This window comes from Pseudoalteromonas sp. AWH4_217 (assembly GCF_056161105.1).
The window spans coordinates 215,162-232,147 of record NZ_JBSWYM010000004.1 but is presented as its reverse complement, the minus strand read 5'-3'; the positions used below and the strand labels follow the sequence as shown (position 1 = coordinate 232,147).

Sequence of the window (16,986 nt, the reverse complement as noted above, 5' to 3'; positions counted from 1 at the left end):
GCTAATTGTGAAAAACCTATTTAAAACTTCAGCCATGGCGCTGATGGCTACACTCATGATGGGTGCGTCTGCGTCTGCTTTTGCACACAAAGTTGGCCTGGTCGATATGCAAAACATTTATGGTAAGTTGCCGCAAATGGCCGAGATTGAAAAAACACTACAAGCCGAATTCGCTGAACGTCGCCAAGAATTAGAAAAACTACAGGGTGACATCCGTTTCGAAGCTGAAAAGTTCAAGCGTGAAAGCGCGACAATGAGCGAAGACCAGCAAGCTGAATTGCGTAAAAAGATTCAGGGCATGCAGCAAGAGCTGGCTACAAAAGGTCGTCCTCTTGAGCAAGAAATTAAAGTGCGTCAAAACCAGGAACTGGCAAAAGTTCAGAAACTGATCGTTGATGCCATTGAAGAAGTTGCCAAAAAAGGAAAATATGACGAAGTTCGAGTAAAAGATACGACAATTTACTTCAACCCTGATAAAGTTTCTGACCTGTCTGATAAAATTGTTGAAGTAGTCAGTAAAAAGTAATGACCAAACACTACACTTTGTCGCAGTTGGCTGAGGCACTGGGCGCCGATTTACAAGGCGATCCAGCTCAGCCAATTGAGAAAATCGCCACCTTGCTCAATGCAGGTGATAAGGACATTGGGTTCCTTGCGAATAAAAAGTACCGCAGCCAACTTGCATCCACGCAAGCAGGTGCAGTGATCCTCTCGCCTGGTGAGGCAGAGCACTTCTCCGGGAATAAGCTCATCTGTGATAACCCATACGTTGCCTATGCCAAGTTGGCGCAATATATGGACACCACACCCAGTGCCGCACAGGGTATTCATGAGCGGGCATCAGTGGATACATCCGTTAAACTTGGGCAGAACGTTAGCATTGGCGCCAACGCCGTTATAGAAGCGGGCGTTGAGCTGGGTGATGACGTGCAAATTGGCCCTGGCTGCTTTGTTGGTAAGCATACCCGCATAGGTGCAAAGACTAAACTGTGGGCCAATGTCACCATTTATCACGAAGTCGTTATTGGTGAATCATGCTTATTTCAGTCAGGTGCTGTGATTGGCAGCGATGGCTTTGGTTACGCAAACGAAGGCGGAGAGTGGGTTAAAATTCCTCAGCTCGGTAGCGTCATTATCGGGAATCGCGTAGAAGTTGGCGCGAGTACGACCATTGACCGTGGTGCGCTGGATGACACTGTGATCCACGACAATGTGATCCTGGATAATCAAATTCAAATCGCACACAATGTTGAGATTGGCTACGGTACGGCCATTGCTGGCTGTAGTGTTATGGCCGGTAGTGTAAAAATCGGTAAATACTGCCAGATAGGTGGTATGGTGGCTGTCAACGGACACAATGAAGTGTGTGACGGAGTCGTCATTACAGGTATGAGCATGGTAACCAAAGGGATCTCCGAGCCGGGGATTTACTCATCAGGTATGCCACACACCACCAATAAAGAGTGGCGTAAAAATATTGCTCACCTACGCAATCTTTCTGATTTTAAAGCGCGACTGAAAGCGCTGGAAAGCCTCACTGAACAGCTTAAACATACTGATAACTAAAGGATGTTATTTTGGCCAACGAATTAAATAGCTTCGATATTCAAGAAATCCTCAAGCTGCTACCACATCGTTACCCGATGTTGCTGGTAGACAAGGTCATTGACCACAAACCAGGTGAATACTTACACGCAGTTAAAAATGTGACTGCCAATGAGCCTATCTTTACTGGTCATTTCCCTGATCAGCCAATCTTCCCTGGCGTGATGATTTTAGAAGCACTGGCTCAGGCGACTGGCCTTCTGGGTTTTAAGACAGTCGAGAACCGCGGCGATAATGAACTATACTTGTTTGCAGCGATAGATAATGCGCGCTTCAAACAACCTGTTGTGCCTGGTGACACCATGCATTTACATGTTGAATTTGTTAAAGAGCGCCGCAATATTTGGAAATTTTCTGGTGTTGCTAAGGTCGACGGTAAGGTCGTATGTAGCGCTGAAATAATGTGTGCAAGAAGAGAGTTTTAAGTGTGATCCATCCTACTGCAATTATTGAGTCAGGTGCTCAGCTGGGCGAAAACGTATCGGTTGGTCCGTATAGCTATATCGGCAACGATGTGGTTATCGGGGATAACTGTAAAATTGAATCTCACGTGGTGATTAAAGGACCCAGCGTGATTGGTTCAGGCAACCACATTTTTCAGTTCGCGTCAGTGGGCGAAGCCTGTCAAGATAAAAAGTACAAGGATGAACCAACGAAACTCGTGATTGGTGATAACAACATTATTCGCGAGTGTGCCACTATTCATAGGGGTACGATTCAGGACAAGGGTATTACCCAGATTGGCAGCAATAATTTGTTTATGGCGTACACCCATGTTGCGCATGATGCTGTCATTGGCAGCAACGTGATTTTTGCTAATAACGCCAGTGTGGCTGGGCATGTTCATGTGGGCGACTTTGTCATTCTGGCCGGTAACTCCGGGGTACATCAGTTCTGTAAAATCGGCGCACATGCTTTTGTTGGCATGTACAGCGGCGTAAATCAGGATGTGCCGCCATTTGTTACAACCACGGGTACACCGGCCCGACCTGCCGCGATTAACTCAGAAGGGTTAAAGCGCCGAGGATATGAGTCGGATGAGATCATGGCTATTCGCCGGGCGTATAAAACGCTATTCCGTAAAGGGCTTAAGCTGGACGAAGCATTGGAAGCAATGCGTGAGGACGCAGCTAAGTTTGCTGGTGTACAGCAAATGATTGACTTTATTGCGACCTCAGAAAGAGGCCTGGTTCGTTAAATTTATATAACGGCCGATAACCTTTCTACATCGCATATCTGTATCTGATATACTAACGCCATACAGCCTGTATGGCGTTTTTTTATTCTAAAAGAATCACATGGCCAACGAAAAAGAAATTACGATAGGGATTGTTGCCGGCGAACTCTCTGGTGACATTCTAGGTGCCGGGCTAATCCATGCCCTGCGCGAACATTACCCAAATGCACGATTTATCGGTATTGCTGGTCCAAAAATGCTGGACGCGGGGTGTGAAACCTTATTCGATATGGAAGAGCTGGCCGTGATGGGCCTGGTAGAAGTACTGGGACGTTTGCCACGCTTGTTGAAAATACGCAAACAACTGGTCGAACATTTTATTGCACGTAAGCCAGATATTTACATTGGTATTGATGCGCCCGATTTTAACCTGCGTGTCGAAAAGCCTTTAAAAGCGGCCGGCATTAAAACCGTGCAATATGTGAGCCCATCAGTCTGGGCTTGGCGACAAAAGCGCATTTTTAAAATCGCAGAAGCAACCAACCTGGTGTTGTCTCTGTTGCCATTTGAAAAGGCGTTTTATGACAAGCACGACGTGCCCTGTACCTTCGTCGGCCATACACTGGCAGATGAAATTCCGCTGGATGTGGATGTGGCAGCTGCACGTGCGCAATTGGGTCTCAAAGACTCTGATACTGTTCTGGCTCTGTTGCCGGGCAGCCGCGGCTCAGAAGTGAGCCAGCTCAGTGAAACTTATCTGCTGACCGCCAAAGCGTTGGCAGACAAAATCCCAAACTTAAAAATTCTTGTCCCTTTGGTAAATGAAAAGCGCAAAGCTCAGTTTCAGGCTATTCAGGCCCAGGTAGCCCCCGAACTGAGAACGATTTTGCTGGATGGTCAGTCCTCGCTGGCTATGACCGCGGCCACTGCCGTTTTGTTGGCGTCCGGGACCGCCACGCTCGAAGCTATGCTCTATAAAAAGCCTATGGTGGTAGGATACAAGCTTAAGCCCTTAAGCTATTGGATTTTTAATACCTTTTTTACCTTCAACATTAAGCATTTTTCATTGCCAAACCTGTTAGCAGACGAAGCCCTGGTAGAAGAGTTTTTACAACAGGATTGTAACCCTGATGCACTCACGGATGCATTGCTACCTTTGCTGAAAGGAGATAACTCAGCGCTGATCCAAAGATTTTATGATATTCACCAGAATATTCGCCGTGACGCCAGTAAACAGGCGGCACTGGCCGTAGTGGAGTTAATTGATGCAAATTGAACGTCCTGATGTGCAATTTATTGCAGGCGTAGACGAAGTCGGTCGTGGTCCTTTAGTTGGTGATGTGGTGACGGCAGCCGTGATCCTGGATCCGGCCAACCCAATCGAAGGTTTGACGGATTCGAAAAAACTCACCGAGAAAAAGCGCTTGTTACTGGCACAAGAGATTAAGCAAAAAGCACTTTGCTATCATGTGGCACGTGCCACGGTCAGTGAGATTGACGAGCTTAATATTCTGCACGCCACTATGTTAGCCATGACGCGTGCCGTAGAAGGCTTAGCGGTGAAAGCGCAGTTTGTGTTTGTTGATGGCAACCGCTTACCTGAGCTGAGTGTGCCTGCGCAGGCTGTTGTTAAAGGAGACAGCCTGGTGGCTGAGATCAGTGCAGCATCTATACTTGCAAAAGTCACGCGGGATCAGGAAATGCTGGAGCTGGATAAGCAGTACCCACAATATGGCTTTGCGGCGCACAAAGGCTATCCAACGAAAGCGCACTTTGCTGCGCTGAGTGAGCATGGTGTCACACCGCACCACAGAACCAGTTTTAAACCCGTGCAGCGTATTCTGGCGGAGAAGCAGTAGTTATGGCAGTCCCTGAGTTTGTTCATTTAAGAGTACACAGTGATTTCTCGATGGTCGACGGGCTAGCGAAGACTAAGCCTATTGTGGCACGCGCCGCTGAGCTGGCCATGCCCGCATTTGCGATAACGGATCAGATGAACCTGTGTGGTCTGGTGCGGTTCTATGGCGCAGCGCATGGTGCGGGTATTAAACCGCTGGTTGGTGCCGATTTCTGGTTGAAGAGCGATCAGTTTCCGGATGAGCCCAGCCGCATCGTGGTACTGGCAAAAAACAACGAAGGCTACAAAAATCTGACGCTGCTGATCTCCGAGGCCTATTTACGGGGTCACGTATTTCACCGGCCCGTAATAGACAAAGCGTGGCTTGCAAAATACAAAGAAGGCCTGATCTTACTCTCTGGTGCCAAAGATGGTGATGTCGGTAAAGCACTACTCAAGGGCAACCCGCAATTGGTGGCCGAGACTGTAGAATTCTACGAGGCCCATTTTAGCGATCATTATTTTCTGGAGCTGCATCGCACCGGTCGCGAGCAGGAAGAAGAATACCTTCATGCAGCGGTTGCGCTTGCAGCTGAGCGAGGCTTGCCCGTTGTTGCAACCAACGAAGTGGTATTCCTGCACGAGCATGACTTTGAGCCGCACGAAATTCGCGTAGCGATCCACGACGGCTATACGCTGGAAGACAAAAACCGGCCGAGACGTTTCTCCAAAGAGCAGTATCTGAAAACCCCCGAGCAAATGCAGGAGCTATTCAGTGATATTCCGGAAGCGCTGCAAAACACGGTTGAGATAGCCAAACGCTGTAACGTCACCGTTCAGCTGGGCACCTACTTCCTGCCGGATTATCCGACCGGCGATTTAAAAATCGAAGACTTCCTGGTGAAGGTATCCCGCGATGGTCTGGAAGAGAGATTGCAGTTCTTATTCCCGGACGATGCTGAGCGAGCAGAAAAACGTGGCCCTTATGATGAGCGCCTGCAAATTGAGCTCGACGTAATCAACCAGATGGGGTTCCCTGGTTACTTCCTGATCGTAATGGAGTTCATCCAGTGGAGTAAGGATAATGATATTCCGGTGGGGCCGGGGCGGGGTTCCGGTGCAGGCTCCCTGGTGGCCTATGCACTAAAAATTACCGATCTGGATCCTCTGGAATTCGACCTGCTATTCGAACGTTTCCTTAACCCTGAACGTGTCTCGATGCCCGATTTCGACGTCGACTTCTGTATGGACCGCCGGGATGAAGTAATCGACCACGTATCTAAGCTATACGGCCGTCAGGCGGTGTCTCAGATCATTACCTTTGGTACCATGGCGGCCAAAGCGGTTATCCGAGACGTCGGCCGGGTGCTTGGTCATCCTTATGGTTTTGTAGATCGTATTTCTAAGCTTGTTCCTGGCGACCCGGGTATGACACTGGCCAAAGCATTTGAGGTGGAGCCGCGTCTGCCAGAAGTGTACGACGGCGATGAAGAAGTGCGTGAGCTGATCGACAAGTGTCGTATTCTTGAAGGTTGTACACGTAACGCTGGTAAGCACGCCGGGGGTGTCGTTATCTCGCCCACCAGTATTACCGACTTTGCAGCGCTGTATTGTGATGAAGAAGGTAAGTTCCCGGTTACCCAGTTTGATAAAAACGACGTAGAAACCGCAGGTCTGGTTAAATTCGACTTCCTCGGTCTGCGTACTTTAACCATCCTGCAGTGGGCGTTGGACATGACCAACGAGCGGCTGGTGCGCGATGGTATTGATCCGGTTGATATTGCAGCCATTCCGTTAGACGACCCGGCCAGCTTTGAAGTGCTGCTCAGAGCCGAAACCACCGCCGTTTTCCAGTTGGAATCGCGCGGGATGAAAGATCTGATCCGTCGTCTTAAGCCGGACTGTTTCGAAGATATGATAGCCTTGGTAGCCCTGTTCCGTCCGGGGCCGCTGCAATCGGGCATGGTAGATAACTTTATCGACCGTAAGCATGGTCGCGAAGACATCTCTTACCCTGATGCACAATACCAGCATGAGAGTCTGCAACCGATCCTGGAGCCGACCTACGGGATCATCCTGTATCAGGAGCAGGTAATGCAGATAGCCCAGGTTCTGGCGGGATACAGCCTGGGTGGCGCGGACTTGCTGCGTCGAGCTATGGGTAAGAAAAAGCCCGAGGAAATGGCCAAGCAGCGAACCACATTCGAAGACGGTGCGAAAGACAACGGCGTTGATGGCGAACTGGCAATGAAGATCTTCGATCTTGTAGAGAAGTTCGCGGGTTACGGCTTTAACAAATCTCACTCCGCTGCTTATGCACTGGTATCGTATCAGACGCTGTGGATGAAAACCCATTATCCGGCCGAGTTTATGGCAGCAGTAATGTCGGCGGATATGGATAACACCGATAAAATAGTCACCCTGGTGGATGAATGCGAAAACATGAAGTTGACGCTGCTGCCACCCGATGTCAATGCCGGTGTGTATAAGTTTGCGGTAAATCGCCAGGGTGAAATCGTCTATGGTATCGGCGCCATCAAAGGCGTGGGTGAAGGCCCGGTTGAAGCCATTCTCGAAGCCCGTGAACAGGGCGGCCCGTTTAAAGACTTATTCGATTTTTGTGCCCGGGTGGACCTTAAACGCCTCAACCGCAGGGTGATTGAAAAACTGATTTACGCAGGCGCACTGGACCAGTTGGGTCCGGAGAAAACCCAGCCAGGGCGTGCTACATTGCTTGCGAGCCTCAAAGATGCCATGAAGTCTGCCGAGCAGCATCACAAAGCTGAGTCTTTGGGTCAGAGCGACTTGTTTGGCCTGCTGGCGGTTGAGCCAGATGAAGTAGAGCAGGCATTTGTTAAAGCCCTTCCTCTATCGGACGATGAATGGTTGCAGGGCGAAAAAGACACGTTAGGCTTGTATCTGACCGGTCACCCCATAAATCAGTACAGAAAAGAGTTAAAAAATTACACCTCGGGTCGTCTAGTAGAATTACAGCCGACGAATCGCGATGTGCAATCGACGGCTGCTGGTTTGGTTATCAATGCAAGGGTGCTGATCAACAAAAAGGGCAAACGCTGGGGTCTGATAACTTTAGATGACAAGAGCGCACGAATTGATGTACGCTTATTCCCTGAACAGTTTGAAATGTACCAAGATATGCTGCAAATGAACCAAATCTTGGTAATATCCGGACAGGTCAGCTTTGATAACTTCTCCGGCGGCATTACAATGACCGCCAGAGAAGTCTGCACCATAGCTCAGGCCCGCGAAAAGCGGATCAGTGCGATAAGAATGACATTGAATATGGTGCAAATTGACGCGAATTTCATCGATAATCTGAAAAAAGTACTGGAACCGTATAAATTCGGTACGTGTCCGGTAAAAATCCAATATCAGCGCCCGGACGCGATAGCGGAAGTGACATTAGGTATGCAATGGTGTGTGACGCCCAGTGATGATCTCCTCAGACGGTTATCCAAGATGGCGGCGCAGGAAATAGAACTAGAATTTAATTAAACAGGTAGTTTAGAGCATGAGCCTCAATTATCTTGAATTTGAGCTTCCAATCGCAGAATTAGAAGCAAAAATCAATGAATTACAAAACGTAAGCCGCTCTGGCAGTCTTGATCTCAGCCTTGAAGAAGAGATCAGCCGCCTCAAGGAAAAAAGCGTAGAACAGACGAAAAAGATCTTCGACAATCTGGGTGCCTGGCAGGTATCTCAGCTTGCGCGTCATCCGCTTCGCCCTTATACACGCGATTATATCGAGCGTATTTTCACTGAATTTGACGAATTTGCGGGTGACCGTACATTTGCAAACGACCCGGCTATTCTGGGCGGTGTTGCACGATTAGACGACAAGCCAGTCATGGTTATCGGTCAGCAAAAAGGCCGCGACACAGCAGAAAAAATCAAGCGCAACTTTGGTATGCCGAAGCCTGAAGGCTATCGCAAAGCCTTACGCCTGATGGAAATGGCTGAGCGCTTCAAGATGCCAATCATCACCTTCATCGACACACCGGGTGCGTATCCGGGCGTTGGCGCTGAAGAGCGTGGTCAGAGTGAAGCAATTGCCCGCAACCTGAAAGTCATGGCTGCCCTGAAAGTGCCGACCATTTGTACTGTCATTGGTGAAGGTGGTTCTGGTGGCGCACTGGCGATTGGTGTGGGCGACCGCGTTAACATGCTTCAGTACAGCACTTACTCAGTGATTTCACCGGAAGGCTGTGCCTCTATCCTTTGGAAGAGTGCTGAAAAGGCACCTCTGGCCGCAGAAGCCATGGGTGTATCAGCGGCACGCGTTAAAGAGTTGGATCTCATCAATACCATCATTGATGAGCCTATGGGTGGCGCACATCGTAACTACGACACGATGGCGAAAAACCTTAAAGCTCAGCTTAAGCGCGATCTGGGCGAACTGGAAGCACTGAGCACAGAAGATATGCTGGAGCAACGTTACCAGCGTCTGATGTCATTTGGTTATTGCTAAGCCATTGTGACACAGCAAGACTGAAAAAAGCCGCATTGCGGCTTTTTTTGTACCTGCGAAATCGGGATAATACGACCTAAGTACCGACAACGTCCCTAATTATGATTCAGACCCCGCTTTATAAACGTTTTGCTGCCAGCCTGGATAAATTACTGGCTGATGAGGGAATGCACGCTACAACGCCTGCGGTAACGCGTGGCCTTACCGTTGCGCTCTCTGGTGGAGTCGATTCTGTGGTGCTGCTGCACTTATGCCGTCACTACGTGCAAGCTCATACCCATCTGACGTTACAGGCGATTTATGTTGACCATGGTTTGTCGCCTAACTCCGCTCAGTGGCGGGCATTTTGCCAGGCGCAATGCGATGCGCTGGCGGTCGACTTTACCCCAGCCTCGGTCAAAGTGGTGGCACAAAGCCGCCAAAGCCTCGAAGCGCAAGCCCGCACGGCACGCTATCAGGCACTGGATGCACAGGCATATCCACATCATGCATTAGTACTAGGGCAGCATGCGGATGATCAGGTTGAGACTTTCCTGCTGCGCCTGAAACGAGGTTCAGGTCTGAAAGGGCTGGGGGCGATGCATGCACGCACTGTGTTGCCATCCGGCCGGGTGTGTCTGAGACCTCTGTTAACCTCCCAGCGCGCTGACATAGAAGCGTTTGCGCACATGTTTGGGATCTCACATATCGAAGATGAATCTAACCTCAGCGACCGCTTTGACCGCAATTTCTTGCGTAATCAGGTATTGCCCTTGTTAAAATCCCGCTTTTCAGGGTTTGTGCCAAGCGTTATGCGCTCCGTTGAATTGTTACAGGGGCAACAGGCGCTGCTGGATGAAATCACCCAGACGGACCTGGCCTACTGTTCGAACGATAACAGCTTATGTATCGAGCGCCTTGGTGGATTTACGCTGTTGCGCCAGCAAAATCTGGTGCGAGCCTGGCTGGCGGAGCAGGGCGTTCAGATGCCTTCGCATAAGCAGCTTGAACAGATCCTCGGACAGGCACTTAACGCCAGAGCAGACGCACAAATGGCTGTTACTTTGCCTCAGGGGCAGGTTCGACGTTTCAAAGGCGCACTTTATTGGGTGATAGAACAACCAGCCTGGCGTGCAAGCCATGACATAGGTCAGACGCCGGTGGTGCTCGATGATGCCCATACTTTACAGGTGCAGCAGGGTAAAGGCGTGCGTGTACCTGCGCCAGATGAGCAAGTGTCAGTACGATTTAATTGTCTGAGCGAGAAAATTAAACCACTCGGACGAAGTGGCCGTAATACCCTGAAACACTGGCTAAAAGATTATGGTGTCCCAACCTGGGAGCGCAGCCGTGTGCCCCTGATTTACTACAACGACGAGCTGGTGCAGGTGGTGGGCTTTTTCGTTAATGAGGCGTATGCGTCGTCTCAGGGACTCAACTGGAAATTAGAAGATGCAAGAAACACAAAAGATCGGTGAATCGCTGGCGAACAAAGCTATCTGGGCAGTACTTGGCTGCGGTGCATTGTTTATAATCCTGGCGGTAAATGGTGGACTGAACATTGCCAATGTCGCGCTTAGCTTAAGTGTGGGTGGACTCAGTGCAGCACTGTTGCTGGCTTACTGGCACGGTAAAGGTGGCAGCTTTTTTATCTTTGGCCTGGGTGCGCCCATGCTGGCCATCATATTCAGTGATCTGCCAGACTTTTTGTCACTGGCCTGGGTGATCAACAGCTTCTTTGGTGGCTTTGCCCTGCTGCTGTTGCTTTACAAACTGACAGTGCTGCGCAAGTAAAGACCATATCGCGTTAGGGGACGTAATATGGTCGAGCTGTTGCAGGTTAAATTGTACGTGCGCAGTCTCGGCCTGCATCCTTGGCGCGATACAGCCCCTTATCCGCCCGCGAGAAAATCTCATTCGGACAATCCTGGCTGGTGGCCAGCGTAAAACCAATACTGGTTGTGACATCATGATTCTTCATGACAGTGCAGCACCTGACCGATGCCATAATACGTTCTGCAATTACTTTGTTGGTAGTAAAAGCTGGATCGTCAATCAGGATCGCAAACTCATCGCCGCCAAAACGGAACACAGTGTCTGTGGCCCGTACAGATGATTCCAGAATACGGGCAAACTCAATCAACACGTTGTCACCCATTTTATGGCCATAGAGGTCGTTCACTTGCTTAAAATTATCCAAATCCAACAGCATCAGGCTAAAATTGCAGTGGTGACGACGACTGCGCTCAAGTTTCTTCGCCAAAAACTCATTGAACTGGCTACGGTTTGATAATCCGGTCAGTGAGTCCTTGGTTGCCAGCTTTAACACACGCTGATACATCAGTGCATTTCTCAGCGGATACAGCAAGCAAGTGTGCAGCTGGACCAGCCTGGCCTGCAGTGCCTCACTCAGGCGATATTTACTGAAATACACAATCTGACCCAGATGCTGGTTGTTCAATTCCAGATCAAAGGTATAAGGGCTGAGCTGGTTGTTGCTCTGCTGCATTTGAAATACGCCTTCACTAGAGTGAAACTGGAGTCCGGCCAAATTTATTATACGCTTAATGTAACCAGCAAAGATGTCGAGTAGTCCATTTACATCCAGAGTTGTTTGCAGTTTTTCAGTCAGGCTCATCGGGTTTTCGGGGACATGCGACATTTGCATTTGCGCGTTAAACGGCAAAAAATCCCCGCGCGTCGGCGCCCGTTGAGTCAAAATATGGACATTTTCCATCTAATATTCCCCTAAAGTACAACATTCAGTCTGTTCTAAGCGAGTTTCATGCCAAAAATTTAAACTGGCTGAAAAACAGCTGCTTGCTATATTTAGTAGTGAATAAAAAATGCTCAACACTATTTTATTGACGCTTGGGAGGCGGTTTGCAGCAAAATTTTGCCGGGTTTTTAGGTGAGGATGTCACCAGTACATTAGTTGCCGCCCTGGAGGGTCAGTTTGCCGGGTTGATAGCGTTATTACTCTGTGCCGTTGCGCTGGTGTGGTCGTTCAAGCGTGTTGGGCTGCCGCCGATCCTGGCGTATCTGCTGACCGGCTTACTGGCAGGCAGTTATGGGTTTGGCTGGATAGACAACAGCCATGAGATCCAACTGATCGCCGAACTGGGGATCGTCTTCTTACTTTTTAGTTTGGGTCTGGAATTTTCAATTCCTAAACTGATGGCAATGCGCAGTGTGGTATTTGGTCTGGGAAGCTTACAGGTTCTGGTCACCACTGTGGTACTGGCGGTGATCTTAAAATATCTCGGCTTTAACTGGATAGAGGCACTGATCATTGCCAGTCTGATAGCCTTGTCGTCTACTGCGGTTGTGGTCAAAGAGCTTAAAGAGCGGGGCATATTAAACATACGCCGTGGCCAGCTGGCCGTAGGCGTATTACTTTTTCAGGATATTGCCGTTGTCCCTTTGCTTATCACCATTCCTTTATTAAGCCAGTCTGACAACCAGGTGCTGGTTGGGGCTTTAATCCTCGCGCTCGCTAAAGGGGCGTTTGTTTGCATGTTACTCTGGGCCATTGGAAAGTGGGTGCTGCCTAAAGTATTCAATGAAGTAGCGATGGCACGCACCGATGAATTATTCGTACTGACGACTTTGGTGGTAGCACTGTGTGCCGGGGCGCTGACCTATGCGTTTGGTCTGTCTATGGCTCTGGGCGCGTTTTTGGCCGGTATGATGCTCGGTGAGAGTCAGTACAGGCACCAGCTGGAAGCTGAAATTAGGCCGTTTCGCGATATTCTGATGGGGTTGTTCTTCGTCACTGTGGGCACGCAGTTAGATGTTTCTTATGTAATTCAGTCTTTTGTTTACATAATTCTGGTGCTTGCGTTACTCATAGTACTGAAGCTAAGCATTATTTTTCTACTTGCGCAGTTGATGGGAGAGCGCCGCAAAGATGCGTTTGCAGCGGGTATCTTGCTCTGGCAAATGGGGGAGTTTGGCTTTGTGCTGGTTGCTCTGGCCGGCAAGCATCAGCTACTCAGCGCTGAGGTAGCGTCGTTTCTGATAGCTCTGGGCGTGCTGTCTATGGCACTTACGCCATATTTGATCAGTGAAACAGACCGTCTTGTGAAGCTGCTACGCATTGACAGCGAAGGCCGGCCTGATCCGCACGAACAGGGGTTTATAACGTCAAGCAAAGTGAAAAACCATGTGGTGATTTTTGGGTATGCTCGTGTTGGTCAGACCATTGCCCGGTTTTTACGTCCGGAGGCCATTCCGTACATTGCGGTGGAGCGTAACCCGGCGATTGTACAGGAGGCCCTGACCGCCGGTGAGCCTGTGGTGTTTGGCGATCCAACCCAACAAGAGGTACTCAAGTCTGCCAATGTCAGCGAAGCCCGCCTGGTGATCATCTCACTGAATGACTTTGATAAAGCTCAGGCGGTTATTGATGCAGTGAAACGTTTTGCGCCAGAGGTAAAAATTCTCGTCAGAATGAAAGATGACACTCACCTTGAGGCCCTTAAGGAGCTGGGGGCGACAGAAGTGGTGCCCGAATCGCTGGAGGCCAGTCTGATGATGGTGTCGCATGTATTGTATATGTCGGGCGTGCCGATGCGGCGGATCCTTAAACGGGTGAGTATAGAGCGACAAAATCGCTACGAATATTTGCACGGCTTTTTTACCGGCGACAGCCAGGAAATGAAAGAATACGCAGGCCCGGAAGGCGCAAGCTACAGCTCAGACAGGCTGGAATACCTGCATGCAATCGCATTGCCAGACGACGCCTACGCTGTAGATAAGTCAATCGCAGAGCTGGACCTGGCGCGCCATAAAGTGGTGGTAAAAGCACTGCGGCGCAACGGAGAGGAAATTTCCATCCCCGATGAGGAAACCACCTTGTGCGCCAGTGATGTATTGCTGCTAAAGGGCAAGCCGCGCCGGGTAGAGCGGGCGGAACAATTCCTGTTAGACGGCCTGCCTTAGGCCCGTTAATCTAACTCCAGAAAAGCGCGTATCTCGTCTAACCTGTCTAAGCCATCCTGATAGCCATACTCAATCAACTGTCGGGTGTAGGCTTTTTCGAATAGCAGGTAACTGGTTAAACTCGACGGAGAGTGCCGTTTTACCCCGATAGAACGCAGTAACAGCTTGATGGCCATTGGCAGTTCATCGTAGTAGTGCAGCGCCAGTTCATTAAAGTTGTGAGTAGGGTTAACCACCAGAGTATTAATATGTTTGAGCTCTTTGTGTTTGTCTCTGGCAGGCAACAGGCCCACGGTGCGATTAACCCGCTCCAGTCGTTCAAGATCAGACTGCAGCGTGTCGCTGAATACACTATCAAGTAAATGACCTGCTACCACAGACATGCCCGGAAAATGCGGTTCGTAACCAATTGGCGTGGGTATTTTTGGCTGCTCCACACCAATGATAAAAATTTTTTCTGCCCCCAGATGAATTGACGGGCTGAGCGGTGACAGCTGGTGGATGGAACCGTCGCCATAGTAATGATGTCTTACTCGCACGCTGGGAAACACCATAGGAATTGCACTGGACGCCAACAGATGATCAAGCGTGATGTGATCGGGTACGCCAATACGTTTAGCGCGCTGCCAGGGGTGTGCATCTCTTGCCTGATAAAATGACACAGAGCGACCAGTCGAGTAACTGGATACAGTAACTGACAAGGCATCCAGATAACCACGCTGAATATGGCGGTCGATCCGAGAGAGATCGAGCACATCGCACAATAAATGGCGAAGAGGGGTGTTGTCGAGCAAGCTCGCTGGTGGCTGGTTAATGTATTCCGCCTGAAAACTTCGCATCATATTACCCAGAATATGGCCAAATGCCCCGATAAAACCGCTTTCATAAACCATATCGGTATGGAAGTTTTTCCAGATAGACTCCACTTTTCGAATGGCCAGATGCATATTCGAGGCATAGCAGGCAAGGCCCGCTGAGTTGATAGCGCCCGCCGATGTACCATTAATAATACGAAATGGCAGCGGTGCGGTTCTGGGCAGGCTGTGTGCCAGTGCCTTAAGTACACCAATCTGATAGGCCGCACGAGCGCCGCCACCGGTTAATAGCAGGGCCGTTTGAGGTCGTGAACGCGAGGTGTGATGTTGACTCATATGCTTCCTTAACCACTCAAATTTATTTGGCTGATTTGAGATTGCCACATCAGCCATCAAAGGTCAGACACTACTACTATAACGGTATGTTTAACTTAGTAAAACAGTAATACATCGCTTAATCGAAGCAAATTCATTGACGATTCATATTGAGCCCATATGCTCACTAACCTGTAATTGGTATTGCACCTTATCAGGGATGCGATATCTTTTACTATACTGATCCACTCAATTGAGTAGCTAGCCGGAAGGCAAGCGGGGCTCAGCGATATTCAGGCAAAAATGGCACGGCCTGATCGCAATGCATGTGAGCGTCCTGATACCGTGAGCGGCTGAGTTTATCCTCCTCATGGCGACCTGCTCATCTGGATTAGTATTGAATACTCACCAATACAGGAAGCACAGGTGAGTAGACGCGTTTAAAGATACCAAAAAAGCCACAGGTTGCAGGCGCAAAGGTCGTCAAAACGGCCATCAATAAGCTATAATCTTTTGTATATTATAGATTATTTTTGTTGTCTGGTGAGTGGCAGGCCGCTGTATCTGGTACTTTAATCACCCTAAGTGCAACAAATTCGTTTAGCAAATTTAATGGAGTTTCCATGTCAGAGCACAACTCAGCAGAATCCAGGAACAGCAAGCCTTCTAATAGCCACTTATTGCTTGCCGTAAGCGTGGTCGTGGCCCTCGTGATAGTGGCCATTTTTGTGCTTTCAAACCGGGACAATCAACAGGAAAACACAAAGTTTAAACAGGATGTTGTGGTGCCGGAGAAAACACCAATGGAAGTCGTTAATACCGCGCGCCCGGAGCCGCAGCCTCAGGTTGAAGAAGCTGTTGAGCCTGCACCGATTGTGGAGCCTGAGCCTATTCCTGAGCCAGAACCGCTGCCACAGCGCGAACCAGAGCAACCTGTTGCAACGCCGCTGCCCTCACTGGACGACAGCGACGTGGCCCTGAGCGAGCAAATTTCGAATTATCTAAGCGATACCGCAATGGATTTAGTGGTAACGGAAGACATGATCCGCCGCAGCGTGGTGTTTGTGGACAACCTGGCACAGGGTAAAGTGGCTAAAAAGCACTTCCCGGTCAGCAGGCCAACAGATAGCTTTATGGTCATTGAAGACGACATCATCATCACAGATCCAAACAGCTTTGAGCGTTATACACCTTACGTCAACATGCTAAATGCCATGAGCACAGCTCAGTTGATGCGTACTTACAACAAGTTCAGACCTCTGATCGGTGAAGCGTACGAAGAAATTGGCTACGAAGGGGGCGAGTTCGACCTGACTTTGCAAGAAGCCATAGGCGAGCTGCTGGAAACTCCAATCCCGGAAACCAGCCTGCCTTTACTACAAGAGTCAGTCACCTACAAATATGCCTATGCAGAATGGGAGCAACTGTCTGATGCACAAAAACTCTTCCTGCGTATGGGTCCGGAAAACATGAAAAAAATGAAAAAGCGCCTGCAAGACCTAAAAGCCGAGCTGGCCAAGTAACCCGAAAACAAAGTAAAAAACCCAACCAAACCAACAAAGCGCGTCTAATTGTATACTCACTATGCAGTTAGCCGGGCTTTTTAACATTTCCCCTTGCAACATGACGCGAAACTCGCGATAATCCTTCCCGCGCCAAACAAGGCCCTCAATGGTAGTCTTATTGGTCCTCTCGCAACGATAGTTCGTGAACCTGGTCAGGTCCGGAAGGAAGCAGCCACAGCGAATGACTCGTGTGCCGGGATGTGGCTGGTAAGACTGCCACCCAAACTCTCAGGTTTTGTTGTTTGAAGTGTAAGTCTGCA

At 49.4% G+C, this 16,986-nt stretch carries 14 protein-coding genes and 1 other RNA gene; 13 read left to right on the top strand and 2 right to left on the bottom strand.

What is annotated here, in order from left to right; all coding sequences use genetic code 11:
• Positions 1–7: 7 nt before the first annotated feature.
• The 10 genes from ACXAH1_RS06230 to ACXAH1_RS06185 all read left to right on the top strand — a co-directional run bounded on the left by ACXAH1_RS06230 (position 8) and on the right by ACXAH1_RS06185 (position 10,881).
• Positions 8–526, top strand: a complete 519-nt coding sequence (locus ACXAH1_RS06230; protein ID WP_253048824.1) for an OmpH/Skp family outer membrane protein — start codon at positions 8–10, stop codon at positions 524–526.
• Positions 526–1,566 carry a UDP-3-O-(3-hydroxymyristoyl)glucosamine N-acyltransferase gene (gene lpxD, locus ACXAH1_RS06225; RefSeq protein ID WP_475194885.1) on the top strand — a complete coding sequence of 347 codons (1,041 nt, stop codon included), beginning with the start codon at positions 526–528 and terminating at the stop codon, positions 1,564–1,566. The genes ACXAH1_RS06230 and lpxD overlap by 1 nt, the downstream gene beginning before the upstream one ends.
• A gap of 11 nt (positions 1,567–1,577) precedes the next feature.
• Complete coding sequence (fabZ, locus tag ACXAH1_RS06220) at positions 1,578–2,030, top strand: 3-hydroxyacyl-ACP dehydratase FabZ (protein ID WP_054015673.1); 453 nt, start codon at positions 1,578–1,580, stop codon at positions 2,028–2,030.
• Positions 2,031–2,032: 2 nt separating this feature from the next.
• Positions 2,033–2,803: an acyl-ACP--UDP-N-acetylglucosamine O-acyltransferase gene (lpxA, locus tag ACXAH1_RS06215; RefSeq protein WP_475194880.1), complete on the top strand. Its 771-nt coding sequence runs from the start codon at positions 2,033–2,035 to the stop codon at positions 2,801–2,803.
• 100 nt (positions 2,804–2,903) lie between these two features.
• A complete protein-coding gene (gene lpxB, locus ACXAH1_RS06210) occupies positions 2,904–4,058 on the top strand; it encodes a lipid-A-disaccharide synthase (RefSeq protein ID WP_475194878.1) in 1,155 nt (384 codons plus the stop codon).
• Complete coding sequence (gene rnhB, locus ACXAH1_RS06205) at positions 4,048–4,641, top strand: ribonuclease HII (protein WP_253048816.1); 594 nt, start codon at positions 4,048–4,050, stop codon at positions 4,639–4,641. The genes lpxB and rnhB overlap by 11 nt, the downstream gene beginning before the upstream one ends.
• 2 nt (positions 4,642–4,643) lie before the next feature.
• Positions 4,644–8,135, top strand: coding sequence for a DNA polymerase III subunit alpha (gene dnaE, locus ACXAH1_RS06200; protein WP_475194874.1), 3,492 nt, complete (start codon positions 4,644–4,646; stop codon positions 8,133–8,135).
• A 16-nt stretch (positions 8,136–8,151) separates the two neighbouring features.
• Positions 8,152–9,108, top strand: coding sequence for an acetyl-CoA carboxylase carboxyl transferase subunit alpha (gene accA / locus ACXAH1_RS06195; RefSeq protein ID WP_138546296.1), 957 nt, complete (start codon positions 8,152–8,154; stop codon positions 9,106–9,108).
• Between the two features lie 101 nt (positions 9,109–9,209).
• A complete protein-coding gene (gene tilS, locus ACXAH1_RS06190; protein ID WP_475194866.1) occupies positions 9,210–10,565 on the top strand; it encodes a tRNA lysidine(34) synthetase TilS in 1,356 nt (451 codons plus the stop codon).
• Positions 10,540–10,881 carry a hypothetical protein gene (locus ACXAH1_RS06185; protein ID WP_475194864.1) on the top strand — a complete coding sequence of 114 codons (342 nt, stop codon included), beginning with the start codon at positions 10,540–10,542 and terminating at the stop codon, positions 10,879–10,881. The genes tilS and ACXAH1_RS06185 overlap by 26 nt, the downstream gene beginning before the upstream one ends.
• Positions 10,882–10,927: 46 nt before the next feature.
• Here the strand turns inward: ACXAH1_RS06185 and ACXAH1_RS06180 are convergent, their stop codons facing one another.
• The gene (locus tag ACXAH1_RS06180) at positions 10,928–11,824 is read right to left on the bottom strand and encodes a GGDEF domain-containing protein (protein WP_138546299.1); all 897 of its coding nucleotides are present in this window, start codon (positions 11,822–11,824) and stop codon (positions 10,928–10,930) included.
• 206 nt (positions 11,825–12,030) lie between these two features.
• On the opposite strand from ACXAH1_RS06180, the gene ACXAH1_RS06175 reads away from it, so the two are divergent.
• Positions 12,031–14,031 carry a monovalent cation:proton antiporter family protein gene (locus tag ACXAH1_RS06175; protein ID WP_138550070.1) on the top strand — a complete coding sequence of 667 codons (2,001 nt, stop codon included), beginning with the start codon at positions 12,031–12,033 and terminating at the stop codon, positions 14,029–14,031.
• A gap of 5 nt (positions 14,032–14,036) precedes the next feature.
• Here ACXAH1_RS06175 and ACXAH1_RS06170 read toward each other — a convergent pair whose 3' ends face one another.
• Positions 14,037–15,182, bottom strand: a complete 1,146-nt coding sequence (locus ACXAH1_RS06170) for a patatin-like phospholipase family protein (RefSeq protein ID WP_475194860.1) — start codon at positions 15,180–15,182, stop codon at positions 14,037–14,039.
• 602 nt (positions 15,183–15,784) lie between these two features.
• On the opposite strand from ACXAH1_RS06170, the gene ACXAH1_RS06165 reads away from it, so the two are divergent.
• A complete protein-coding gene (locus ACXAH1_RS06165) occupies positions 15,785–16,684 on the top strand; it encodes a DUF3014 domain-containing protein (protein ID WP_475194856.1) in 900 nt (299 codons plus the stop codon).
• 158 nt (positions 16,685–16,842) lie between these two features.
• Positions 16,843–16,939, top strand: an RNA gene (ffs, locus tag ACXAH1_RS06160) — signal recognition particle sRNA small type.
• Positions 16,940–16,986: the final 47 nt, after the last annotated feature.